The organism is Ensifer sp. Root423 (assembly GCF_001426275.1).
Classification (GTDB): Bacteria; Pseudomonadota; Alphaproteobacteria; order Rhizobiales; family Rhizobiaceae; genus Ensifer; species Ensifer adhaerens.
In genome coordinates, this window is record NZ_LMEG01000016.1 from 244197 (window position 1) to 266721 (window position 22525).

The 22525-nt window shown below is 61.3% G+C and carries 24 protein-coding genes; 12 read left to right on the forward strand and 12 right to left on the reverse strand.

The features are described 5' to 3' along the window. Positions 1–24: 24 nt before the first annotated feature. The 6 genes from ASD01_RS17505 to ASD01_RS17530 all read right to left on the reverse strand — a co-directional run bounded on the left by ASD01_RS17505 (position 25) and on the right by ASD01_RS17530 (position 4906). Positions 25–864: a lysophospholipid acyltransferase family protein gene (locus ASD01_RS17505; RefSeq protein ID WP_034795943.1), complete on the reverse strand. Its 840-nt coding sequence runs from the start codon at positions 862–864 to the stop codon at positions 25–27. Positions 865–943: 79 nt separating this feature from the next. Next, positions 944–2926 (reverse strand): threonine--tRNA ligase, encoded by a 1983-nt coding sequence (thrS, locus tag ASD01_RS17510; RefSeq protein WP_034795946.1) that lies wholly within the window; start codon positions 2924–2926, stop codon positions 944–946. A 220-nt stretch (positions 2927–3146) separates the two neighbouring features. Further along, positions 3147–3686, reverse strand: coding sequence for a DUF1697 domain-containing protein (locus tag ASD01_RS17515; RefSeq protein ID WP_034796039.1), 540 nt, complete (start codon positions 3684–3686; stop codon positions 3147–3149). A gap of 11 nt (positions 3687–3697) precedes the next feature. Continuing rightward, positions 3698–4087 carry a DUF2267 domain-containing protein gene (locus ASD01_RS17520; RefSeq protein WP_162251004.1) on the reverse strand — a complete coding sequence of 130 codons (390 nt, stop codon included), beginning with the start codon at positions 4085–4087 and terminating at the stop codon, positions 3698–3700. Continuing rightward, positions 4084–4458, reverse strand: a complete 375-nt coding sequence (gene yidD / locus ASD01_RS17525) for a membrane protein insertion efficiency factor YidD (RefSeq protein WP_034795951.1) — start codon at positions 4456–4458, stop codon at positions 4084–4086. The genes ASD01_RS17520 and yidD overlap by 4 nt, the downstream gene beginning before the upstream one ends. Position 4459: 1 nt before the next feature. Beyond that, positions 4460–4906: an iron-sulfur cluster assembly scaffold protein gene (locus ASD01_RS17530; protein ID WP_034795955.1), complete on the reverse strand. Its 447-nt coding sequence runs from the start codon at positions 4904–4906 to the stop codon at positions 4460–4462. Positions 4907–5246: 340 nt separating this feature from the next. Here ASD01_RS17530 and folE point away from each other — a divergent pair, with 340 nt between their 5' ends. The 3 genes from folE (at position 5247) to ASD01_RS17545 (ending at position 7699) form a co-directional block, all read left to right on the forward strand. Continuing rightward, a complete protein-coding gene (gene folE / locus ASD01_RS17535) occupies positions 5247–5864 on the forward strand; it encodes a GTP cyclohydrolase I FolE (RefSeq protein ID WP_034795957.1) in 618 nt (205 codons plus the stop codon). 24 nt (positions 5865–5888) lie between these two features. Further along, positions 5889–6341 carry a phosphoribosyl-AMP cyclohydrolase gene (gene hisI / locus ASD01_RS17540; protein WP_034795960.1) on the forward strand — a complete coding sequence of 151 codons (453 nt, stop codon included), beginning with the start codon at positions 5889–5891 and terminating at the stop codon, positions 6339–6341. Positions 6342–6739: 398 nt separating this feature from the next. Next, positions 6740–7699 carry a patatin-like phospholipase family protein gene (locus ASD01_RS17545; RefSeq protein ID WP_034795962.1) on the forward strand — a complete coding sequence of 320 codons (960 nt, stop codon included), beginning with the start codon at positions 6740–6742 and terminating at the stop codon, positions 7697–7699. A 133-nt stretch (positions 7700–7832) separates the two neighbouring features. On the opposite strand, the gene ASD01_RS17550 is transcribed toward ASD01_RS17545, so the two are convergent. Then, positions 7833–8261 carry a CBS domain-containing protein gene (locus ASD01_RS17550; protein WP_034795965.1) on the reverse strand — a complete coding sequence of 143 codons (429 nt, stop codon included), beginning with the start codon at positions 8259–8261 and terminating at the stop codon, positions 7833–7835. Positions 8262–8522: 261 nt separating this feature from the next. Next, positions 8523–9254 (reverse strand): rhomboid family intramembrane serine protease, encoded by a 732-nt coding sequence (locus tag ASD01_RS17555; RefSeq protein WP_034795968.1) that lies wholly within the window; start codon positions 9252–9254, stop codon positions 8523–8525. 355 nt (positions 9255–9609) lie between these two features. Between ASD01_RS17555 and ASD01_RS17560 the strand changes: the two genes are divergently transcribed. The 6 genes from ASD01_RS17560 (at position 9610) to ASD01_RS17585 (ending at position 15354) form a co-directional block, all read left to right on the forward strand. Beyond that, positions 9610–10251, forward strand: a complete 642-nt coding sequence (locus tag ASD01_RS17560) for a PAS domain-containing protein (RefSeq protein ID WP_234798738.1) — start codon at positions 9610–9612, stop codon at positions 10249–10251. 109 nt (positions 10252–10360) lie between these two features. Continuing rightward, positions 10361–10969 (forward strand): PilZ domain-containing protein, encoded by a 609-nt coding sequence (locus ASD01_RS17565; RefSeq protein ID WP_034795971.1) that lies wholly within the window; start codon positions 10361–10363, stop codon positions 10967–10969. A gap of 695 nt (positions 10970–11664) precedes the next feature. Beyond that, on the forward strand, positions 11665–12273 hold the full coding sequence (locus ASD01_RS17570; protein ID WP_034795974.1) for a transglutaminase-like cysteine peptidase: 609 nt from the start codon (positions 11665–11667) through the stop codon (positions 12271–12273). A 286-nt stretch (positions 12274–12559) separates the two neighbouring features. Next, positions 12560–13294, forward strand: a complete 735-nt coding sequence (locus ASD01_RS17575) for a hypothetical protein (protein WP_034795976.1) — start codon at positions 12560–12562, stop codon at positions 13292–13294. 181 nt (positions 13295–13475) lie between these two features. Beyond that, positions 13476–15008, forward strand: coding sequence for an SPOR domain-containing protein (locus ASD01_RS17580; protein ID WP_034795980.1), 1533 nt, complete (start codon positions 13476–13478; stop codon positions 15006–15008). Positions 15009–15084: 76 nt separating this feature from the next. Further along, positions 15085–15354, forward strand: coding sequence for a hypothetical protein (locus ASD01_RS17585; RefSeq protein WP_034795983.1), 270 nt, complete (start codon positions 15085–15087; stop codon positions 15352–15354). A gap of 181 nt (positions 15355–15535) precedes the next feature. On the opposite strand, the gene ASD01_RS17590 is transcribed toward ASD01_RS17585, so the two are convergent. Together ASD01_RS17590 and ASD01_RS17595 are read right to left on the reverse strand one after the other, a co-directional pair. Beyond that, positions 15536–15973 carry a DUF1489 family protein gene (locus ASD01_RS17590; protein ID WP_034795986.1) on the reverse strand — a complete coding sequence of 146 codons (438 nt, stop codon included), beginning with the start codon at positions 15971–15973 and terminating at the stop codon, positions 15536–15538. A gap of 120 nt (positions 15974–16093) precedes the next feature. Next, positions 16094–17494 (reverse strand): L-serine ammonia-lyase, encoded by a 1401-nt coding sequence (locus ASD01_RS17595; RefSeq protein WP_034795990.1) that lies wholly within the window; start codon positions 17492–17494, stop codon positions 16094–16096. Between the two features lie 746 nt (positions 17495–18240). On the opposite strand from ASD01_RS17595, the gene ASD01_RS17600 reads away from it, so the two are divergent. The 3 genes from ASD01_RS17600 to ASD01_RS17610 all read left to right on the forward strand — a co-directional run bounded on the left by ASD01_RS17600 (position 18241) and on the right by ASD01_RS17610 (position 20548). Further along, entirely contained in the window at positions 18241–18933 is a 693-nt protein-coding gene (locus tag ASD01_RS17600) for a DUF599 domain-containing protein (protein ID WP_034795992.1), read from the forward strand. A 130-nt stretch (positions 18934–19063) separates the two neighbouring features. Further along, entirely contained in the window at positions 19064–20071 is a 1008-nt protein-coding gene (locus tag ASD01_RS17605) for a heparan-alpha-glucosaminide N-acetyltransferase (RefSeq protein ID WP_034796001.1), read from the forward strand. 3 nt (positions 20072–20074) lie between these two features. Next, positions 20075–20548 (forward strand): methyltransferase family protein, encoded by a 474-nt coding sequence (locus tag ASD01_RS17610; protein WP_034796004.1) that lies wholly within the window; start codon positions 20075–20077, stop codon positions 20546–20548. Between the two features lie 80 nt (positions 20549–20628). On the opposite strand, the gene ASD01_RS17615 is transcribed toward ASD01_RS17610, so the two are convergent. Both ASD01_RS17615 and mgtE read right to left on the reverse strand, forming a co-directional pair. Continuing rightward, complete coding sequence (locus tag ASD01_RS17615) at positions 20629–21042, reverse strand: MerR family transcriptional regulator (protein ID WP_034796007.1); 414 nt, start codon at positions 21040–21042, stop codon at positions 20629–20631. Positions 21043–21086: 44 nt separating this feature from the next. Further along, on the reverse strand, positions 21087–22508 hold the full coding sequence (gene mgtE, locus ASD01_RS17620; protein ID WP_034796009.1) for a magnesium transporter: 1422 nt from the start codon (positions 22506–22508) through the stop codon (positions 21087–21089). Positions 22509–22525: the final 17 nt, after the last annotated feature.

Consider the following 22525-nt stretch of genomic DNA (forward strand, 5'->3'; position numbering starts at 1 on the left):
TAACGGAACGCAGTTGACCTAACGTCAGCCTGCCCGTCGCATGAACCGCCGACGCGGCGGCGCCATGGAAAAGACCGCTTCATAGATGCGCGCCAAAAGGTCCTTGCGATCGCCACAGGCACAGAGATCCTCGGGCGTGAGCACGCCGCCGATGCGCGCCGCGATCGTCGTTCCGGACAGACGCCGGAATTCGCGGATCAAGAGCGACAGTCTCAGCGTCAGTGAAATCTTGCTCGCCAGGTGGAAGAACGGGCCGTTCTGCCCTTCGAAGTAGATCGGGATCACGCTCGCCCGCGCCGCCTGAATGAGCTTTGCCGGAAAGATCTTCCACGGCAGGTCCTCGGCCCGACCAAAACCCTTCGGCGCGGTCGCCACGCCGCCGGCCGGGAAGATGACGATGGTCACGCCTTCCTTCAGCAGTCGCAGCGCTTCATGGCGTGTCGCCATGTTGACGGCCAGCGCCTCCTTCGTCTCTTCGAACGATACCGGCAGCGAGTAAGGCGCCATTTCCGGCACCTTCAGCAGTTCGTTGTTGATGAGGACGCGGAAGGGACGGCCGAGCTGTTCGGCAAGCGCCAGCACGGCGATGCCGTCGCCGATGCCGAAAGGATGATTGGCGATGATGACGATCGGCGTATCGGGCAGGTTCCGCGGCGGCCACTCGCCTTTTGTCTGCAGCGTCACATCGATGAGCTGCAACATCTCCCCGAAGACGCGCTCGCTCTTGCCGACGATGTCGGACCGCCAGCGCGTATAAAGCTTGGCATAGCGGTTGCGGCCCGACAGGCCTTCCATGGAGCGAATGAACCAGCGCTTCAGGCGCCGGTCGTTCTCATTGGCGTAGGACAGCTCTTTGAACTGCACGGAAATCTCCGATGGATACGATCTTATCCGGATATTCCGCTAATATGACAGTTTGCTGACAAAGCAAGTGCTCGGGGTCTCAACCCCGAGCTTTCTTTTCTGCCTTGCGCTTGAGATCCGGCGCCATGGCTTCGAGCGCAAGCGATGCAATCGCCTCGTCGAGCGACATGGCGGTCTGGGCCTGCGAGCCCAGACGGCGGATGTTGACCGAGCGCTCTTCGGCTTCGCGCTTGCCGCAGACCACGATGACCGGAACCTTCGTGACCGAATGTTCGCGGACCTTGTAGTTGATCTTCTCGTTGCGGAAGTCGGTCTCTACAGTCAGCCCTGCATCACGCAGGAGTTCGGCAACCTCGCGACCGTAGTCGTCGGCTTCCGAAGTGATCGTCGCGACGACGACCTGCAGCGGCGAAACCCAGAGCGGCATGTGGCCGGCGAAGTTCTCGATCAGGATGCCGAGGAAGCGTTCCATCGAGCCGCAGATCGCGCGGTGGATCATCACCGGCTGGCGCTTTTCGGATTCCTTGTCGATGTAGAAGGCACCGAAACGCTCCGGCAGGTTGAAGTCGACCTGGGTCGTGCCGCACTGCCATTCGCGACCGATCGCGTCCTTCAGGGTGTACTCGAACTTCGGACCGTAGAAGGCGCCCTCGCCCGGCAGAATGCCGGTCTTGATTCGGCCTTCCGACTGCGCCTCGATCGTCTTCAAGACGTCCGTCATCACGCTTTCGGCGCGATCCCATAGCTCATCGGAACCGACGCGTTTGTCCGGACGGGTGGAGAGCTTGACCACGACTTCCTTGAAGCCGAAGTCCTCGTAGACCGAGAGGATGAGGTCGTTGATGCGCAGGCATTCTTCCGCCATCTGCTCGTCGGTGCAGAAGACATGCGCGTCGTCCTGGGTGAAGCCGCGCACGCGCATCAGCCCGTGGAGCGCGCCCGACGGCTCGTAGCGATGAACGTTGCCGAACTCGGCGAGGCGCACCGGCAGTTCGCGATAGGACTTCAGGCCATGCTTGAAGATCTGGATATGGCCCGGGCAGTTCATCGGCTTCAGCGCAAAGATGCGCTCGTCGTCGGTCTCGTCACCGGCAACGGTCACCTTGAACATGTTGTCCCGGTACCAGCCCCAGTGACCCGAGGTTTCCCAGAGCGACTTGTCGAGCACCTGCGGCGCGTTGACTTCCTGATAGGTGTTGGCGAGCCGGCGACGCATGTAGGCAACCAGCGTCTGGAACATGCGCCAGCCCTTGCCATGCCAGAAGACGACGCCCGGGCCTTCTTCCTGGAAATGGAACAGGTCCATTTCGCGGCCGAGGCGACGGTGGTCGCGCTTTTCGGCTTCAGCGAGCACGTGCAGGTACTGGTCGAGCTCTTCCTGGGTGTGCCAGGCGGTGCCGTAAATGCGGGTCAGCATCGCGTTGTTGCTGTCGCCGCGCCAATAGGCGCCGGCCACCTTCATCAGCTTGAAGGCGGTGCCGATCTGGCCGGTCGAGGCCATGTGCGGGCCGCGGCAAAGATCGAACCAGTCGCCCTGATAGTAGATCTTGAGATCCTGCCCTTCGGGGATCGCGTCGACGAGTTCGACCTTGTAGGCCTCGCCCTTTTCGGCAAAAACCTGGCGGGCCTTATCGCGCGACCAGACTTCCTTGGTGAAAGGCTTGTTGCGGGCGATGATCTCCTTCATCCGCTTTTCAATGAGCGGCAGGTCGTCGGGCGTGAAGGGCTCGTTGCGGGCAAAGTCGTAATAGAAGCCGTTGTCGATGACCGGGCCGATGGTCACCTGCGTTCCTGGCCACAGTTCCTGAACGGCCTCCGCCATCACGTGCGCGGCATCGTGGCGGATCAGTTCGAGCGAGCGCTTGTCGTCACGAACGACGATTTCCAGGCGACCATTAGTCACCGGATCGGACAGATCGCGCAGCTCGTCGTCGAGCGCGATCGCAACCGCCTTCTTGGCGAGCGACTTCGAAATCGATTCTGCCACGTCGCGGCCGGTCGTGCCGAAGGGATATTCGCGCACCGAGCCATCAGGAAATGTAAGGGAAACAGGATTCGACATAGTGATCTCCTATCCAGTCCCGCCAACGAATGCGGGTGGTATGGTTGACCGGCAAGGCCGGTGAATTGACGATACAGCGTCGCATCCGTCAGACGCGCAGAGATCGCTGTAGTGCTTTTGCTGCGTGTTTTTCCCCGAGCCGAAGGACGACCCGCGGAAATACGCCGTAGCCTGATAAAGGGTTTTCGAAAGTGAGTAAAGGCAAAGGCTGCGGCGGACGCTAGCTGCGCAGCATCTCGCAAAGCCCCTTCACGGTGTTCCAGTTGCGGAACGTCCCGATGCCCAGCCGCTTGGTGGTCATGGCGCCGAGCAGCTTCGATTCGCTCGCCTTGCCCGGGAAATGCACCCAGAGATCGCCATCGACGATCGCCAGTCGCTCGCCGGCGGTGCAGTAGCGCCGAAGCCCTTGGAGCGCCGCTTCCGTCAAAGGTTCGCGCATCACCCGGACATGAACCTGCGTCGCGTCCGCCTCGCCCTCCTCATGGAAGGGATTGGCTGCGGCAAGCGTCTGCCAATCGGCGCCCGACCGGACAAGAATGTCGACGTGCCGGCCAAACGTCTCGGCAAAGGCCTTCTCAAGCGGCATTTCGAGGTCCCGAGTGGACGTTTGTCCGGTCTGAAACACCAGATTGCCCGTTGCGACCAACGTCCGCGGCGCTTGATAGCCGAGCCCTTCAGCCATCTTCTTGAGGTCAGCCATGACGACCCGGCGGCCGGGCCCGAGAACGATGCTGTAAAGCAAGGCGACGTAGCTGTTCATCATTCCCCTTGTCAGGCGCGCCAGAAATCCGCAGCGCCCGCCGGCAGCCGCGCGAGCACCCGGTCGAGTTTCGCCTCGTCGATGTTGCGACGCAAGGCGCCAGCGACGTCTGCAATGGCGCCGTCCGGGGAAATATTGTGATCCGGGCGCAGCGCCTGTACCTCGCGGGTCATGGCGATGCGACCCGAAAACGGGAGCCGCGGCTCTTCAAGGTCCCACTCGGCAACGAAGATCGCCCGGATGACAGGCGGCAGGATGTCGGCAAACAGAATGGCATCCTCGATCTCGAGCCGGCGCCGAAACGTCTGCAGTACCGCCTGGACCATCGTATAGGCCTGGTTCGTCGTCTGCAGCCCGGCCAAGTCGCGGGCATCGAGAAGGAAGCGCTCGATGGCGGTCATCCAATCTTCGGCCGCGGCCGCCAAAAGCGCCACGGCGCGTACCATACGAGGCGCGGTTCAAGCCGCTCCGGCACAGGATCGAAACCATGCGTTCCGCCCGGCCCGCAGCGCGCCACGCGAAACAGCGTCATCCAGCCTCCGGCCCAGAAGCCGTGGCGGGCAATCGCCTCATAGCCATATTCCGAACAGGTCGGCAGGTGTCGGCACGAATTGCCGATAAAGCTCGAAAGCGTGAGCTGATAGGCGCGGATCAGCGCCATGCCGGCGAGCCGCCCGGGGGTCTTGCGAAAGGGGCCCGACCAGTTTCGGCCACGGACCGCTGGCGCTGCCTTTTCATGTGCAGCGTGTCGGCAATTCGGTTCGCCGCACATCTCAGACGGCCGCGAGCAGTCGCCTGGCCTCGATCTGCTCGATGGCATCGACGACCGCATCGAAGGTTAGCATGGTCGATGCGTGGCGCGCCTTGTAGTCCTTCACCGGACGCAGGAAGCGCATATCCTCGAAACGGCCCGAAGGCCCCTCACCGTCCGCCTTCAACATAGCCAGCATGTCTTCGCGCGCCTGGCGGATCTCCTCAGCCCCGGCGCCGACGACATGGCGCGCCATGATCGAGGACGACGCCTGGCCGAGCGCGCAGGCTTTGACGTCATGGGCAAAATCGGTGACGACGTCGCCATCCATCTTCAGCCAGATATGCACCTTGGAGCCGCACAGCTTGGAATGCGCCGTCGCGTCCGCATCGGCATCGCCGAGCGTCCCGATACGGGGAATGTTGCCGGCGAATTCGAGAATTCGGCTGTTGTAGATGTCATCCATCATTTGACGCGATCCGACTGATTTTTCGCGGTTTTGAGTGATCGACGCATGATTTTCTCCGGTAGACGGGAAAAAAGCACGACGCGACACGCTCCGCCTCTTTCATCTCTATGGCACCATACTATATGCTATGTCGTGTTGGGGCGACAGTTCCGCAAGAGGAACAATGTCGCCTGTTGTTTGGGAAACCGTGCCGGAAGGTCCAGTGCACTGCTAAGCCAGGACCGGAAAGCCCCGGAGCCCGCCAACGGAACCCAAGCCTGCAGGGTTAGGCGAATGGCCAGTGGCGAGTTGTCCGAAAGATAAAACGTCAAGCAATCCCGTATTGCTAAAAGAGGCCATTATGGATGCCATAGTGAAGAATTTTCCTGTGCTCGACGATGCGAGCGGCCGCCCCACCCAGAAGGAGGCCGAGGAAGCGGTGCGCGTTCTTTTGCGCTGGGCTGGCGAAGACCCGCAGCGCGAGGGGCTTTTGGATACGCCCGCGCGCGTGGCCAAGTCCTACCGCGAGCTTTTCAGCGGTTATGATCTGGCTGCCGAAGACGTGCTTGGCCGCACCTTCGAGGAGGTTGCCGGCTACGACGATATGGTGCTCGTCAAGGACATCCCGTTCTATTCGCATTGCGAGCACCACATGGTGCCTATCATCGGCAAGGCGCATGTCGCATACCTGCCGAACGGGCGCGTGCTCGGCCTGTCGAAGATCGCCCGCGTGGTCGATATCTACGGCCGCCGACTGCAGACGCAGGAATCGATGACGGCGCAGATCGCCAGGGCGATCGACGAATCGCTCGCCCCGCGCGGCGTTGCCGTGATGATCGAAGCCGAGCATATGTGCATGGCGATGCGCGGCGTGCAGAAGCAAGGCTCGACAACGCTGACGACCACATTTACGGGTACCTTCCAGACGGAACCGGCCGAGCAGGCGCGGTTCATGACGATGATCAGGGGCTTCAAGTAAGGCTCCGACAGACGGAGCCTTTCCATGACGCTCACCTTCGACGCTCCCTCCTCAGACAAGGCCGAACTGGAAACCGGTCCGGCCTTCACTCCCCGTTTTGATGAAAAGGGGCTGATCACCGCCGTCGTCACCGACGTCAGGGACGGCGAGTTGCTGATGGTCGCCCACATGAACGCGGAGGCCCTGGCCCTGACGATCGAGACCGGCGTGGCCCACTACTACAGCCGCTCGCGCAAGAGCCTCTGGAAGAAGGGCGAAAGCTCCGGGAACCTGCAGGCGGTCAAGGAAATCCGCACCGATTGCGACCAGGATGCGATCTGGCTGAAGGTTTCCGTCGCCGGCCACGACGCGACCTGCCATACCGGCCGCCGCTCCTGTTTCTACCGCACCGTCGGCACCGAAGACGGCAAGGCCTCGGTCAAAATCACCGACGACCACAGGCATTTCGACCCCGCCGAGATCTATGATAAAAATTAAGCATCGCGCATCTTTTTGGCGCGGGTGCATGCTATATTTATATTTTGGAAACCAACCGGGCGCCTAATCCTTAAGCAGGGATGCGGCGCAATCGGAACGATCTCGTTCCAAACTGTATTGCAAACTGTATCCAATGTTTATCGGTCGTGCCGCAATCGTCGGTGGGATCGGTGATATACCTTAGACAAAGGTGCCAGTCTTTCAGCAATGAAGCGGACAAGGCCAGCACCGGCGCCGGCTTGGCGGAGCCTCCCCAGGACGCGCGCATGAAATTGCCTCTCTCCAGGATCAATCCCGACCCCTGGAAGTTTAGTCAGCGATGAATTGCCACAGCGACCTTCGCGCATTCTCATCGACGTGTCGCGCTGCGGAGTATTCGGCGGTGTTGGAGGTGCCGGATGTTGAATTGGACGTTTACGCGTAACAATCAGATTACGGATCTGTCCGGACCGGACGGAACATCGATTTCGACAACGCCACCTGAACCGGCGCCACCTCCGCAAAAACCGAAGATCGCAATCGCGCTTGGCGGCGGTGCCGCGCGCGGCTGGGCCCATATCGGCGTGCTGCGCGCGCTCGACGAAGAAGGCATCGAAGTCGGCATGATCGCCGGCACCTCGATCGGCGCGCTCGTCGGTGGCTGCTATCTTGCCGGCAAGCTCGACGAACTCGAAGCCTTCGCCCGCTCCCTCACCGTACGCCGGATCGCCGGCCTGCTCGATTTCGCCATCGGCGGCGGCGGCCTTTTCGGCGGCCTGCGGCTCACCAAGCGCATGCAGGAGCATCTGGAAGGCCTCAGCATCGAAGGCCTCGACAGGCCGTTCATTGCCGTTGCAACGGAAGTTCACAGCGGCCACGAGGTGTGGCTTGAAAAGGGATCGCTGATCACCGCGATCCGGGCCTCCTACGCCCTGCCCGGCATCTTCGAGCCGATCAAGGCGAATGGACGCTTGCTGATCGATGGCGCGCTCGTCAATCCGGTTCCGGTTTCGGTGTGCCGCGCCCATGAGCAGCAACTCGTCGTCGCGGTGAACCTCAACTACGATCTCTATGGCCGCTCGGCCGTCGTCAAACACAGCGCCGGCGCTGAATCCCTGGATGCGCCCGCCAAGGAAGCGCCGCACCAGTCGCGCCTCGGCATGACCAGCGTCATGGTCCAGGCCTTCAACATCATCCAGGACCGGATTTCCCGCGCCCGGCTTGCCGGCGACCCGCCGGACCTGGCGCTGCACCCGAAACTCAACGACATCGGTCTTTCGGAATTCCATCGCGCGGGCGAAGCAATCGATCGCGGCTACCACGAGGCAAAAGCGAGGCTGGTTGAAATTCGCCGCATGCAGGAAGTGCTCGTTCGCTGACGGAGCGTGCCCGGCATGAAAGCCGCGATACGCGGCGGCGCACTTACCGGTCGCCCAGGGTGCATCCTGAACACACGGGTGCTTCGCGGCTCCCAGGGGGATTAAGAGGGCGGCGCAATGCCGCCCTTTTCTCTCAGCCGGCGATATAGGCCTTGATCTGTTCGGTCTCGTGCTCGATGGCGCGGATGTGATGCTTGATCACGTCACCGATCGAGACGATGCCGGCAAGCTGGCCGTTCCTTTCGACCGGCAGGTGACGGGCCCTGAGCTTGCTCATCATTTCCATCAGGGTCTGAACCGACATGTCCTCGGTGCAGCAATAGACATTCTGCCACATGACCGCTGCCACCGGCCTTTCGAGACAGGTCGAACCCTGCTTGGCAATCGCTGCGACGATGTCGCGCTCGGTGAGGATGCCTGCGATCTGATCGTCCGCGTCGAGGATGACGACCGCACCGATATGATTGTCACGCAAGAGGATGGCAGCCTGTTGGACTGTCATCTGAGGGCCGACCGTTACGACATTCCGGCCCTTTTCATCGAGTATGGCTTTTACTGACATGCGCACATCTCCCGTTGCGACAACACCGGGTCGGCAGGGATAGGTCCAGCCATCTCACGTGCGGTACGGTCGGGCGATGGAACCTGTACCCTGGCCGCTTGCGAAAGCCGTCTCGCGTGCTCCTCAGACGCGGATGGCATTCGATACCCGGCCTACACGGGTCGCCCAGTCTTTCGATCACGGGCGACCGTAACAAATGGTGCGCCAGCGCCTTGGGGAAATCAAGCGCTCACAAGCGCCGTCCGCCGATCTTTCGCTCCGTCAGTCACGCGGATCGAAAAGGCTGAAGAGCAGAAAGCCGAAGAGGAAGCCGCCGATATGCGCTTCCCAGGCGACGCTGCCCGCTCCGCCGGGGGTAAACATGCCAAGGCCGATTAGGAAATTGGTCAGGAACCAGATACCGGCGAAGACCACAACCGAGCGGTTGGCCAGAGCCTCACCGACGTCGAGCCGGCGATTGAGATGGGCAAACTGCCGGCTGATGCGTCCGCTCGGCGAAAAGACGAAGCGCGCGGCAGCCCCCATGAATCCGGACACCACGCCGGAAGCGCCGACGACGACGATCATTTCCCCCCAGTGAAACGCCGTATGCAGCGCGACTGCGGCCGCCGCCGACAGGCACCAGAACACGGCGAGACGCCCCATGCCGATCCGCCGCACGACCGGCGCACCGAAGGCCACCATCCAGAAGATGTTGAAGATCAGATGCTCCCAGCTTCCATGCAGGAAGGAATAGGTGACGGGGCTCCACAGCCAGGCAAGCCCCTGCTCGGCCAATGGGTGATCGTAGCGGGCCGGGAGAAAGGCGAAGTTGAAGATGATCTCCTGATCGATCGCCGGCGGCAGCACGTAGGTTCGCAGAACATGGATTGCGATCAGAAACAGCAGGATGAAGGTCAGCCCCGCCGGCAGATTGAAGGCCGGCTCGCGCGCCGGGTTCGCGGCGCTGTCGCGCTCTGCTTCCGGTGGCGTCGCCGTCTGATCTCGTTCCATGGTTGCTGTGTTCTCCTCTCAATGCGGCCCACACATTCCTGTGCGATCGCGGCAATGGCATGGCATCACCGGAATTAGGACTGGAGTTGGGGCGACCAGCCATAAGCAAACAAAAAAAGACCGTCCAGCAAAAACTGAACGGTCGCCAAGCTCAGATCCGAGCTCCAGTTCAAGTGCCGAAGACAACGCTTCGTAAAGTGATGTCCTCCCCTGCCAGTTGCGGCGGCGCACTGCAACGGAAACCGTTTGTTAACCTTAATTTCCGGCTGGCACGGTTTTCGCTCCTTAATCCTCAGAACCGAAATGCATGGCCGAAGATGTCTCGAACCGGGACACAACGGGCCGCAGGAATGGAATGAAAGAAGCGATGCGCAGCAATACGACGACGGAGCTTTTCCGATACTGGAACACCATTCGCGGGAAGCGCGAGCTTCCGCGCCGCGACGAGCTTGAACCTTCCGACATCAGAACGCTGCTGCCGAACCTGTTCATTCTCGAGCGCGACCGCAATGCCGGCATCTCGTTTCGCCTAGCGGGAACCCAGGTGTGCGCCCTCTTCGGGCAGGAGCTGCGCGGGCGGCAATTCGGCATGCTCTGGCTCGGCAGCCAGGCGGCGAAAACGCAGCGCATCACCGGCCAGGTCATGACGCACCGTGTGCCGCTCGTGCTTTCGGCCAAGGGCCGTACCGCCGACGCGCGGGAAGTCGATATCGAAACCCTGCTTTTGCCGCTTGCCTCCAGCGAAGGCGAAAGTGACCGGGTCCTTGGCGCCCTCTCACCTCTTTCCCGCCCGTATTGGTTGCATGCAACCTCAATCGAATGTCTCGATGCGACGGGCATGAAGGTTCTTGACCCTGATCGGACCGCTGTTTTTCGCGACGAGGAAACCGAACGACAGAGCGATGCCTTTGCGAAATCGCCTGCCGCCGGCGCATTTTCGCGCGAATTCCGCCAGTTCGGGCATCTCCGCATCCTCGAGGGCGGGCGCCGCGATTGATCGCGCCGACTGTCCCGAGATGATGTCAGGGACCAACCGGAGGACGAACCTTCTATTAACTTGAAAAGGCTAAGCTCCGCCAGCCAAGCTATGTCGCCACAGAGTCAACATGTTCTCGTTTCAGCACGCACAGAATACCGCTCCGAAACCGCACCACGAAGGTGCGTTCCAGCGCGTTTCCGTGAATCTGGCGGGGCGGCTGATGCTTGCCAATCGTGACGAGTTCGAGTGCACCGCCATCGACATGTCGCCCGGCGACGTCCTGCTTTCCTCGCCGGCCCAGCCGCGCGCGGGCGAACGCATCATCGCCTATGTCGATCACGTCGGTCGCCTCGAAGGCACGGTGTCTCGCATCGCCGATGGCGCTTTCGTCATCCAGCTCAACGCGACCGAGCGCAAGCGCGAGAAGCTCGCGGCCCAGCTCACCTGGATCGCCAACAAGCATGAGCTCGGCCTGCCCGAAGACCGCCGCCACGATCGCCTTGCGCCGCGCAAAACGGTAACCGAATTGACGCTCGACACCGGCGAGAAGTTCCCGTGCCGCATCATCGACCTTTCGCTGTCCGGTGCTGCCGTCGACATCGAGAACCGCCCGCCGATCGGAACCGCCATCCTCCTGGGAAATATGAAGGGCCGGATCGTCCGTCACTTCCAGGAAGGCTGCGCCATCGAGTTCTTGGGCATCCAGTCCCGTGAGGCACTGACCGAATTCCTCTAACGGCGCGCCTGCGCCGTCCTTCGGCTACCCGCCTTGCATTGAGCAACGCTCCTAGCCCCCATCTCCCGAACTGTCCTTCAGACATAAAACCGTCTTCGTGCTTCTTTTGTGCGGCAAAGAACCCCCGCTCCCACATCGCTCCGCTCGGCTACGCCCGAGAGAACGCGCTAAAGGCGTGCTCGCTTAGGCCCTACGTCCCCGAGCCCGAAGACACACGATGATCGGTGGCAACCGGAGCGGTTTTCGCGAGTAAGAAGCGCGCCGCATCCGCGCCTGGATCATTTCGAGACAAGTCCGGCGCCGCGATCAAAATGCTCTCGTCGTCCGCAAATATTTTTCCGGTGGAATTCAAGCGAAAACGCATATTTCAAGTCAAAACTCTCCCGAAGTGGCAAGTACAGACGCTGCAAAGATGCATCTCCTGCCGTGGCCGCGCCGCAGTTTTTGCACCGCCCAGTCGCTCGTTTCGCGCATACCCAAACAAATACAGCGGGTTAAATGCTTAACAAATTACACCTCCACGAGCGGGCGGAGCTAAAATCGATAAAATTTGATTCAAATTCGATTCAAATACAAATAAAATTCTATTCTTGTTTTATTCTTATACGACTTTCATTTGTACTTGTTTTTAGCTCGCAAGTTCGCGAGCGATAAAAACGTCTGTGCCATTGTCGAACCATAACGGGGAGACAATCATGCTCAAGACAATCACCAAGCTGATCGCGGTTGCGGTCCTTTTCACCGGCGGCCTTTTCGGCACGGCTCAGGCGCTTCCGGCCAACATGGTCGTGACCGGCTCCACCAACCCGCCGATCGGCCACTACGAGTTCTGCAAGATCTATGCGTCGGAGTGCACCTCCAACGGCAAGGACGGCGGCCCGATGGTGCTGACCCGCGAAGGCTGGCAGAAAATTCTCGAGATCAACTACGACGTGAACCAGGCGATCACTCCGATGACCGACATGGAAATCCATGGCGTCGAAGAGAAGTGGTCCTATCCGGAAACCGTCGGCGATTGTGAAGACTACGTTCTCCTGAAGCGCCGCAAGCTGATCGAAAACGGCTTCTCCGCATCCGACCTGCTGATCACCGTCGTGCTGCAGCCGAATGGCGACGGCCATGCCGTCCTCACCGTTCGTACCGACCGCGGCGACTTCATCCTCGACAACATGCGCAACAAGGTGCTGCTGTGGTCGGATACCGAATACACCTACCTCAAGCGCCAATCGACCGAGCATTCCGGCCGCTGGGTCAAGCTTCAGGACGGCCGCACCGTTGCCGTCGGTAGCGTTCGCACGCAGTAAGATCTGAAATACAGGCGAGCCGCCACCCGGCGGACGTCTCCCAACGGGCCTCGGTCAGTCCATTTTCCCCGTCCAGACCGAGCCTCGGCCGGTTCCGTGTCCCTCGGAACCGGCCATTTTTTTATGCGGCCTTGTCTCCCCGGACGCACGCGGGCATAGGGCATTCATCGAAAGTTAACCGTCTTCGACCAGCGTCGGGCAAGCGGCGTCCGCCACACTTCGGTCCGCCGCCAACCAGGGGCTCGACACTCGACTTGGGCGCGGCCAACGCGACGGGACGGCCACCATGAGCAACGCTCCAAACGGGATAGACGAACCGGAACTCCGGCCGCTGCTGTCGGCCCGCTTCATCTACCGGGTGACGGCGGTCGTTGTTGTGCTCGCAGCCCTGACGGCGGCAATCGCGTTCGCGGGAAGATGGTTCGGCGAAAACCTGGCGCTGGCCGGTCACACCGCCAGCAGAGAGCCCTACGATATCTTCATCGGACAGGATCATCTGCGGCTGCCGGCGAACATGATCCGCTTCGAGGCCCAACGCGCCACCTCGATCGTCGGGCGTGTCGATGTCTATCTGACATGGCCCAGCCTTGAAGGTTACAGCGACGAAAATCGCGACCTCTTCAACGACGTCGACGCGCCTGAAAATCTGATCTTCCTGCAGATTTCGCAAAGCACGATGTCCCGCGACATGTCGGGTCGGGTGGAGCCGATCTACAAGCAGGTTTTCGACGGCCCTCCATCCCGCGGGCCGAACGGACTGCTTTTACATGCGACCAAAGCTGCCTCCAGCTATGCAGGCGAAGTCTTTTATACTGCGGAGCGGACAGGCCAGGCGCCCTACGTGGTGCGCTGCCTGAAATCCGACGCGCAAACCATATCGACCAGCGCCGACTGCCAGCGCGACATTCATGCCGGCAAGGACCTCGTCGTCCTCTACCGCTTCGCCAATAAACTGTTGCCGCAATGGAAGGAAATCGACAACGCGATTACAGCTTTCATCAAAAGCCGAATCGTGCCCTGATTTCGTCCAACTGATGTGGTGCAGGCAGGCACCGCATCATTGCGCTACACCGGAATTGTCTTTGTACGAATGCGTCCGATTCCGGAAACCAATCATTCATCATAAACCGATTGGTAACGCTATGCCGATACTGTCTCGAGAACGGTCGTTCCCGGAGGCGGCGTCCGGACAACCCCATGACATGAGAATAAAGAGCAGCGTAGTGTCCCAAACCGGTTTTTTTGATCTCGCGAAGCGCCCGTTCGGCGCTCTTTCAAAGATGGTAAAGCGGGTCGTCCTGGCAGGCACCATTGCCTCGGTCGCCTTTGTGTTGCCCGGCTTTGCGGCGTCGACCTACGCCAATCCCAAATATTCGGGCATCGTCGTCGATGCCAAGACCGGCAAGATCCTCTATGGCGAGGATGCCGACGAACTGCGCTATCCGGCGTCTCTCACCAAGATGATGACGCTCTACCTCACCTTCGAGGCGCTCGAAGCCGGTCGGATCAGCAAGTCCACGCAGATTCCCTTCTCGAAAAATGCGTCCGCGGAACCTCCGTCTAAGCTCGGCGTGCGCGCCGGCCAGTCGATCACCGTCGAACAGGCGATCCTTTCGCTCGTTACACGGTCGGCCAACGATGCCTCCACGGCACTTGGCGAGTATCTCGGCGGCTCCGAGCAACGCTTCGCCCGCATGATGACGAACAAGGCGCGCGCGCTCGGCATGACGCGCACGACGTACCGCAACGCCAACGGCCTGCCCAATCCGGAACAGCGCACGACCGCACGCGACCAGGCCCGCCTCGGCCTCGCGCTTCGCCAGCATTTCCCGCAGTATTACGACTACTTCTCCACGCGCAGCTTTCGCTTCGGCAAGCAGACCATCGGCAACCACAACCGCCTGCTCGGCAATGTGCGCGGCGTCGACGGCATCAAGACCGGCTACACGCGCGCTTCCGGCTTCAACCTCGTGACCTCGGCCCAGCTCGACGGCCGCAGCATCGTCGCCGTCGTCATGGGCGGCACCTCGGGCGCCAGCCGCGATGCACAGATGCGCCGCCTGGTCGCGAAGTACATGCCGGACGCATCGCGTCGCGGCAACGGCAACCTGATTGCCGAGACCAAGCCGACCCCCGTTCCGGCCGAAGAGACCCAGGTTGCAGCCGCAGCGCCCGTTGCCGAGACGCCGGTCGTCGCAGCCGTCGCCGCTGGCCATGACCTGCCCAACACCGGTCCCGTTCCGGATTTCCGCTACAACGGCGAAAGCGCCAGCAGCGTGCAGATGGCCTATGCCGGCAACAAGCGTGCATCGGACAACCCTGTCCTTTCTCCGAAGATCGTTCCCAACACGCTCGACGCGCAGAGCCTGAAGCTTCGCCAGCCTGTGACCGCAGCGATGGTCGACACCCAGATCACCAATTCCGTGCCGAAGAAGGCAGAGGCTGTTGCCAAGGCAGAGCCTGCTGAAGTCGCAAAGGCCGAGCCGATGCCGGCGCAGCCGCAGGGCTGGGTGATCCAGATCGGTGCCACTCCGGACAAGGATCAGGCCATGACGCTGCTCGGCAACGCCAAGGACAAGGGCGGCAAGGCACTGCGCAACGCGCAGCCGTTCACCGTCGCCTTCGGCCAGGTCTACCGCGCCCGCTTCGGCGGCTTCGATGACCAGAATTCGGCAGTCAACGCCTGCAAGGCCTTGAAGAAGAAAGGCATCTCCTGCTGGGCCAGCCAGCAGTAACGACGAAATTTGGCGGCCGGATGTGTTTGTTTTCCGGCCGCCTTCCTCGGATTTGTACAGCGTAACGAGGTTAAACATGGCAATGAACGAGAACGTTCCGGGTGTCACCCCGCTGCCGGGGCGACGGGCTAAACCGTCGCGCATCAATCTGCACCCCCTGCACGAGGCGGCCATGCGCATCGCCGATCTCGGCCTCAATCGATCGAAGGCCAAGACACGCGATCTCGTCGGCATGCTTTTGACGCACGGAGCTCGAGCCTGGCGCTCGACCCAGCCGCGCGCCGGCATCCACCTTCACGTGACGGCGCCAAACCGGCGCCATCCGCTGAAGATGCGGATCACCTGAACATTCACAGTCCGGAAGGCGGCCACGGCCGCCTTTTTGCTTTCTGGCTGGATGATGGTGCGGCCTCGGCAGGGCCGTTTCGCGCGCGCAGAAGAGTGCGAAAGCAGGCGACACCTTCAAGGACGCGTTGGTTGCCGCTCGATTGCCAAGAGCTCAGCAAAATGCCCGCGGCATAGGACTTCTAGAGAAGCCCGAGTTCGGCCAGTTCGCGCCGCAGTTCGAGCGGCATCTCGGAGCCGCCGCCCGATAGCGACGCCAGGTCGCGCGGGGCGTCCTTGTCGGTCAGGTAACGCCATCCCTGAAACGCGCGACGCGGCTGCAGTTCGGTTTCGATCACTTCCGGACCCAGCAGCAGATTACAACGGCCGATACCTTCGCCGTCGGTAAAGGTCTCGATGCCGATGAGCGGCTGGCGCGCCTGCACGCTGCCCTTGATCACCCAGTAGAGCGAGCCGCCTTCCAGCAGTTCCTCCACGCGCTTGGGCACCATGCGCGTCGTGTGGAACGAGTGCGGCTCGAGGCCGGCGGCCATGGCCGCCATCGCCTTGCGCGAGACCCATTCGCGCAGGTCCTCGATCGATTCCGCTCCGACGCAAAGCTTTATGAGATGTAGAGACATGGCTTTTTTTGAACACCCGTCCGGCCGTTGCGGTCAAGCGGCCAGACGTCGTTCATCCACAATCACCGCAATACGTCCGGTCGATACACCGGCGTCTGGGCTTCGAGAGGCTTGCAAGCCTCAACATTCGACAACGTTGACCGCAAGACCGCCGGTCGATGTTTCCTTGTACTTCTCGTTCATGTCGACGCCCGTCTGCCGCATCGTCTCGATGCAGGCGTCGAGCGGCACGAAATGCTTGCCGTCACCTTTGAGCGCCAGAGAAGCGGCCGTCACCGCCTTGACCGCTCCAAGCGCATTGCGCTCGATGCAGGGCACCTGCACGAGGCCGGCCACAGGATCGCAGGTCATACCGAGGTGATGTTCGAGTGCAATCTCGGCCGCATTTTCGATCTGCTCGGGGGTACCGCCCATAACGGCAGCAAGGCCCGCCGCCGCCATCGCGGACGCCGAGCCGACTTCGCCCTGACAGCCGACCTCAGCGCCGGAAATCGAGGCGTTGTGCTTGATGATGCCGCCGATCGCGGCAGCCGTCAGCAGATAGTCGCGAATGCCTTCCTGGTCGGCGTCGTCATGGAAATGCATGTAATAGCGGATCGTCGCCGGCACCACGCCTGCGGCACCGTTGGTGGGCGAAGTGACGACGCGGCCGCCGGCGGCATTTTCCTCGTTGACCGCCATTGCGTAGACGCTCAGCCAATCGTTGGCGAGCAGCGGATTGGCCTTGTTGGAACGCCACTCTTCCTGCAGCTTGTCGTGGATCGAGCGGGCGCGGCGGCGAACCTTCAAGCCGCCGGGCATGATGCCGTCCTGGCTCAAGCCCCGGTCGATGCAATTGCTCATGGCGCCCCAGATGCGGTCGAGCCCGGCGTTCAGTTCGTCCGGCGACATCGTCGCCTCTTCGTTCGCCCGCTTCATCTGCGCAATCGTCAAGCCGGAGCGCGCCGACATGTCCAGCATTTCCTGGGCCGAGGAGAACGGGAACGGCACCTTGACGCCCGTCGCCTTGTTCTTCGAGGCGCGCATGGCCTCAAGTTCCGTGTCGGTCACGACGAAGCCACCGCCGATCGAATAGTAGATGCGCTTCAACAGCAGGCGGCCGTCGCGGTCGAAGGCAGAAAACGACATGCCGTTGGCATGGCCGGGCAACGGCACCTTCTTGTCGAAGACCAGATCGGTCTTCGGCTGGAATTCGTAGGACGGATGGCCCGGCGGTGTAATGCGGCCCGTGCGTTCGACCTCATCGATGAGGGCATCCATGCGATCCGGATCGACGAGATCCGGGCGTTCGCCAACGAGTCCGAGGATCACCGCCCTGCCCGTTCCGTGGCCGATGCCGGTGTGGGCGAGCGAACCGTGCAGGCTCACCTTGATTGCCGCAACGGAGGCATGGGACGGACGTGGCCAGTCGTCGGAAAGGATGAGATCGAGAAAGCGATTGGCGGCCGACATCGGCCCCATCGTATGCGAGCTCGAAGGCCCGATACCAATCTTGAACACGTCGAAGACGGAAAGAAACATAAGCTGCCTGCCCCGGAGACTGACCCGCGACGCACGGGCATGATCGCCCGGCACCGCATTAACGATTGCCTCGATACCACGCTTCGAAGTCTATGCGAACCGGCGTGATACCGTCTTATTTGCTGGTGGATTTTACGCCTTGATCGGTGCCGATTTAAGGAGATCCGCAAGCAGATATAGGAACGAAGCCTAAGCGATCCCATAGCAGGCCGTCAGGCGGTCAACCGACATTCGATCCCGTCCGTGCGACATTGACCTCCCGCAAGGGCTCCGGGTAGCGCCACTGGTTGCCTGGAATCAAAAACGGCGCGGCTTTTGGGAAGCCGCGCCGTCAATCAGTGGACTTTTCTAGATACTAGATATCAAAGGCCGCCGAAAAGATAAGCAAGAACAAGAACGCCAGCGAAACCAGCCACGGCGCGTGCAGTTACGCCCCAGCAAGACTTCTGAATTGTATTGTCCATGATGTCTCCGAAAACACTCTCAACGGCCGCGGGCAGCACCGTAGGCGCCCGCGTCTGGGGCCATGCATATTGAAGAAAGCGTAAATGCGCAATGGGGGAATGTGGCGGAAAGGTGTCAAGCCCGTGCGACCGAACACAGGATCCTGGTGAAAACCGCACAAATGGTCGGTACGGCCGGGAAGAAATTCCGCCGCAATTTCATCACAGTAGTTGACGCGTCGCGGATTCCGACACCGCCCCGGCCACCTTGCAATTTCCAAAAGCCATGCCAAAAACACGTGTATGACCTTCGAAGATTACATAGCGCTTGTCGTGTTTATCCTGCTTTGGGCGGGTTTCAGCTGGGCGACCGATGGCACGCGCGGCTTCAAACGCGTGAGTCTTACGCGCCTCATGAACGAGCATCGCGGCCGCTGGATCCGCAATTCGCTCAACCGCGACCTGAAGATGATCGATACGCAGATCATCGCGGGGCTCCAGGCCGGCACCGCTTTCTTCGCTTCAACGACCATCTTCGCGCTCGGCGGCTGCTTCGCACTGCTCGGCGCTACCGAACAGGCGCAGATGATCTTTGCCGACATGCCCTATGTCTTCCATGGCGGGCGCACGGCGTTCGAGCTGAAGGTCGGCGGCCTCACCTGCCTCTTCGGCTACTCCTTCTTCAAGTTCGGCTGGTCCTACCGGCTGTTCAACTATTGCTCGATCCTGATGGGTGGCATCCCGATGACCGCCGACATGCAGCGGGATCGACATGCGGCGGAGAAGGCGGCCGAACGGGCGATCCGCATGAACGTGCTTGCCGCCAAGCACTTCAACGCCGGTCTCCGGGCGATCTTTCTTTCGATCGGCTATCTCGGCTGGTTCATCAGCCCCTATGTGTTCGTGGCGCTCACCGTCTTCGTCATCTTCGTCTTGACCCGCAGACAGTTCTTCTCGGAGGCGCGTTCCGCGCTCCTCAAGGACGCAACACCCTGACAATCCGCGCAACCGGCGCGCCGGACGGCTGCGGATCGCAGCCGCGGCGTTCCATCAGCAATCAAGGACGCGTGCCTGGCGCAAGCCAGGCCTGCCACTCTTCCTCACGCCAACAGGATGGCGAATGCCCATGTCCGATATCCATGTGACCGCACCGGCAGCAGAGACCCCAGCGAAACCGACAGGCAGGCGGCTCGCCTTCATCGATGTCGCGCGCGGCGTGGCGCTGCTTGCCATGGCGACCTATCACTTCGTCTGGGACCTCGAGTTCTTCGGCTATGTCGCAGCAGGCACGGCCGGCACCGGCGGCTGGAAGATTTTTGCGCGGCTGATTGCCAGCAGCTTCCTGTTTCTTGCCGGCTACAGCCTCGTGCTCGGACAATGGCCGACGATCCGCATCAACGCGTTCCTGCGCCGTTTCGCCAAGATCGCCGGCGCCGCAGCGCTGATCACGATTGCCACCTATTTTGCCTTCCCGGACACCTTCATCTTCTTCGGCATCCTGCATGCGATCGCCGCGGCAAGCCTGATCGGCCTGATATTCCTCAGGCTTCCTGCCGTCGTTTCCTTCGCCGCAGCCGCCGCGGCCATCGCGGCACCCTTCTATCTGCGCTCGCCGATCTTCGATGCGCCCTGGCTCTGGTGGGTCGGTCTGTCCGAGACGCTGCCACGGTCCAACGACTACGTGCCGCTGTTGCCGTGGCTCGGGCCGTTTCTGCTCGGCCTTGGTGCCGCCAAGCTCTTCCACGCGCGGCTGGTATCCGCGCTTGCAAGCCGGCCCTCCACAGATGGCAAGGGGCGGCTGTGGATGACGCCCCTCGTCTTCGGCAGCCGTCACAGTCTGGCCATATACCTCATTCACCAGCCCGTGCTCATCGGACTGGTCTATCTCTTCTCGCTGATCTCTCCGCCGACACTGCCGGATCCCAAGGAAGCCTACCGCAGCAATTGCGTTGCGGCCTGCAACCAGGGAAATCCTGCCGTGCCGTGCGACAGCTTCTGCGGCTGTACCCTCGACCGTCTGGTGGAACAGAACCTGTTCGACAGCCTGAACAGGGGAGAGATCAACGTCAGCAGCGATGAACGCATTGCGCGAATCGCGCAGCAATGCACAATCAACGTGCAATCAGGGGACTAGGACATGAATGCCTATCGTGCCAAGCCGCTGAACTTCCCATGGCCGGCCCTTCTCTACGGGGTCGCCACTCTTGCGGCGCTTCTACTGGCGCGACATTTTCCCATTCCGGTGGCACATGGCCACGGCTGGTTTCCCTGGATCAGCGGCGGCGCCCTGATTATCGTCGCGATCTGGCTGGCCCTGTGGGCCGTCAAAACGCTGCTCGATCGGCATACGGCGGTCATGCCCTACCGATCAGCCACATGCCTGGTCACCTACGGTCCGTTCCGCTTCACGCGCAATCCGATCTATCTCGGCTACACCTTGATGATGATCGGCTTTGGGCTGGCGACGCTCAATCCGTGGTTCTTCATCATGGCGATTGCAGCCGTGATGCTGACCACACTCTTTGCCATCCGCAATGAAGAGCGGCACCTGCTGTCGCGCTTCGGTTTCGAATTCGAGCGCTACTGCCGGCATACCAGCCGTTGGATCTGAGCGCCGGCAGGGATACACGCAGCAAAAAGGGCAGCGCGAACGCTACCCTTCGAAAATTCCAGACATAAACCAGCGACCCTTCAGGTGCCGACGCCGATTTCGGCCAAACGCGTCAGGCACGCTTCCTCGACATTGTCGAGTTCCGCCAGCGTATCGTCGATGTCCTTGCGCTTCTGGCGCAGCTCTTCGCGCTTTTCCTCGACGCGCGACATCAGCAGCTGAAGCTGGCCGAGCTCGCCGGGAGGGTCCTTGTAGACCTGAATGATTTCACGGATCTCGGCGATGGTGAAGCCGATGCGGCGCCCTCGCAGAATCTCCTGAATGAGCCGCCGGTCGGCCGGCCGGAACAGGCGCGTGCGACCACGGCGCTCCGGATGGATGAGGCCCTCGTCCTCATAGAAACGCAGCGTTCGCGTGGAAATGCCGAATTCCCGCGTCAATTCGGTGATGCTATAGTATTTATCCACGCTGCCATTCCATGTGTTCCTGAGCATGCACTATCGTTGACCTTGACGTAAAAGTCAAACAACGCGCCACGTTACGTGACGTGGAACCACCAGGTGGCGATGCCGAGAAAGCTGAAGAAGCCGGTGATATCGGTAATGGCCGTCACGAAGACGGCGGAAGAGACCGCCGGGTCGGCGCCGAAGCGATCGAGGCAGAGCGGCACGAGGATGCCGCCAAGGGCCGCAGCCATCATGTTGATCAGCATCGCAGTTGCGATGATGCCGCCGATGTTCAGGTCCTGAAACCAGAGACCGGCAAGAAGCCCGATCAGCGTGCCGAAGATCATGCCGTTGAGCAGCCCAACGCCGGCTTCACGCCGGATGATGCGCGGCGCGTTGTGAATGTCGAGACCCCGTGTTGCGAGCGCGCGCACGGTAACGGTCATCGTCTGCGAACCGGCATTGCCGCCCATGCCCGCAACGATCGGCATCAGGATGGCGAGAGCCACGATCTGCTGGATCGTCGCGTCGAAGAGGCCGATGACCGAAGCGGAGATGCAGGCGGTCATCGAATTGATGAACAGCCAGGGCACGCGCGAGCGCGATGCCTCCCCGACGGAGTCCGAAAGCTCTTCGTCGCCGACGCCGCTCAGGCGCAGCAAGTCTTCCTCGGCCTCTTCCTGAATGACGTCGACGACGTCATCGATGGTGAGCACGCCAACAAGCCTGCCATTGTCATCGACGACGGCCGCAGAAAGAAGGTCGTATTGCTCGAATAGCTGGGCCGCCTCTTCCTGGTCCATCTCGGCCGGAATGGCATGGCTGGTGTCGTGCATGATCGCATCGACCTTGACCGAACGCTTGGTTCGGAGGATGCGGTCGAGGTCAATGGCGCCGAGCAGCTTGAAGGTCGGGTCGATCACGAAGATCTGCGTGAAACTCTCCGGCAGGTCCTCGTCTTCGCGCATGTAGTCGATCGTCTGGCCGACAGTCCAGAATGGCGGCACCGCCACGAACTCGGTCTGCATGCGCCGGCCGGCCGTGCTTTCGGGGTAATCCAGCGAGCGTCGCAGGCGAACCCGTTCGGTAAACGGCAGCTTCGCCAGGATCTCGTCCTGGTCTTCCTGGTCCAGGTCTTCCAGAATGTAGACCGCATCGTCCGAATCCATCTCGCCGATGGCCTCGGCGATCTGTTCGTTCGGCATGTGCTCGACGATATCGAGACGGATCGCTTCGTCGACCTCCGTCAGTGCCGAAAGGTCGAATTCCTTGCCGAGCAGCGAAACCAGCGCCAGGCGCTGATCGGGCTGGATCGCCTCGAGCAGGTCACCCATTTCCGACGAGTGCAGGTGGGCAACGTGCTGGCGCAGATAGATCGTATCGCGGTCGGCGATTGCCGCGCCGACATGCATGAGAAAATCAGAGCGGATAGAACCGTCGTCGGCATAAATGTCCGAGCCGTCAAAGGCCTTGACGTCTTCTGAGCCGCGGTCTTCGTCGCCAGTATTGCTCATGCGCGCCCTCGAAACGA

Excerpts from the sequence above, each read along its gene's own strand:
- ASD01_RS17580 (WP_034795980.1), top strand. The coding sequence starts at position 13,476 with ATGAGAATAAAGAGCAGCGTAGTGTCCCAAACCGGTTTTTTTGATCTC.
- ASD01_RS17595 (WP_034795990.1), bottom strand. The coding sequence starts at position 17,494 with ATGTTTCTTTCCGTCTTCGACGTGTTCAAGATTGGTATCGGGCCTTCG.
- ASD01_RS17600 (WP_034795992.1), top strand. The coding sequence starts at position 18,241 with ATGACCTTCGAAGATTACATAGCGCTTGTCGTGTTTATCCTGCTTTGG.
- ASD01_RS17575 (WP_034795976.1), top strand. The coding sequence starts at position 12,560 with ATGAGCAACGCTCCAAACGGGATAGACGAACCGGAACTCCGGCCGCTG.
- ASD01_RS17570 (WP_034795974.1), top strand. The coding sequence starts at position 11,665 with ATGCTCAAGACAATCACCAAGCTGATCGCGGTTGCGGTCCTTTTCACC.
- ASD01_RS17560 (WP_234798738.1), top strand. The coding sequence starts at position 9,610 with ATGAAAGAAGCGATGCGCAGCAATACGACGACGGAGCTTTTCCGATAC.
- ASD01_RS17610 (WP_034796004.1), top strand. The coding sequence starts at position 20,075 with ATGAATGCCTATCGTGCCAAGCCGCTGAACTTCCCATGGCCGGCCCTT.
- ASD01_RS17590 (WP_034795986.1), bottom strand. The coding sequence starts at position 15,973 with ATGTCTCTACATCTCATAAAGCTTTGCGTCGGAGCGGAATCGATCGAG.
- ASD01_RS17605 (WP_034796001.1), top strand. The coding sequence starts at position 19,064 with ATGTCCGATATCCATGTGACCGCACCGGCAGCAGAGACCCCAGCGAAA.
- ASD01_RS17545 (WP_034795962.1), top strand. The coding sequence starts at position 6,740 with ATGTTGAATTGGACGTTTACGCGTAACAATCAGATTACGGATCTGTCC.
- ASD01_RS17585 (WP_034795983.1), top strand. The coding sequence starts at position 15,085 with ATGGCAATGAACGAGAACGTTCCGGGTGTCACCCCGCTGCCGGGGCGA.
- ASD01_RS17555 (WP_034795968.1), bottom strand. The coding sequence starts at position 9,254 with ATGGAACGAGATCAGACGGCGACGCCACCGGAAGCAGAGCGCGACAGC.
- ASD01_RS17550 (WP_034795965.1), bottom strand. The coding sequence starts at position 8,261 with ATGTCAGTAAAAGCCATACTCGATGAAAAGGGCCGGAATGTCGTAACG.
- hisI (WP_034795960.1), top strand. The coding sequence starts at position 5,889 with ATGACGCTCACCTTCGACGCTCCCTCCTCAGACAAGGCCGAACTGGAA.
- thrS (WP_034795946.1), bottom strand. The coding sequence starts at position 2,926 with ATGTCGAATCCTGTTTCCCTTACATTTCCTGATGGCTCGGTGCGCGAA.
- ASD01_RS17565 (WP_034795971.1), top strand. The coding sequence starts at position 10,361 with ATGTTCTCGTTTCAGCACGCACAGAATACCGCTCCGAAACCGCACCAC.
- yidD (WP_034795951.1), bottom strand. The coding sequence starts at position 4,458 with ATGTGCGGCGAACCGAATTGCCGACACGCTGCACATGAAAAGGCAGCG.
- ASD01_RS17520 (WP_162251004.1), bottom strand. The coding sequence starts at position 4,087 with ATGACCGCCATCGAGCGCTTCCTTCTCGATGCCCGCGACTTGGCCGGG.
- ASD01_RS17615 (WP_034796007.1), bottom strand. The coding sequence starts at position 21,042 with ATGCTCAGGAACACATGGAATGGCAGCGTGGATAAATACTATAGCATC.
- folE (WP_034795957.1), top strand. The coding sequence starts at position 5,247 with ATGGATGCCATAGTGAAGAATTTTCCTGTGCTCGACGATGCGAGCGGC.
- ASD01_RS17515 (WP_034796039.1), bottom strand. The coding sequence starts at position 3,686 with ATGAACAGCTACGTCGCCTTGCTTTACAGCATCGTTCTCGGGCCCGGC.
- ASD01_RS17530 (WP_034795955.1), bottom strand. The coding sequence starts at position 4,906 with ATGATGGATGACATCTACAACAGCCGAATTCTCGAATTCGCCGGCAAC.
- mgtE (WP_034796009.1), bottom strand. The coding sequence starts at position 22,508 with ATGAGCAATACTGGCGACGAAGACCGCGGCTCAGAAGACGTCAAGGCC.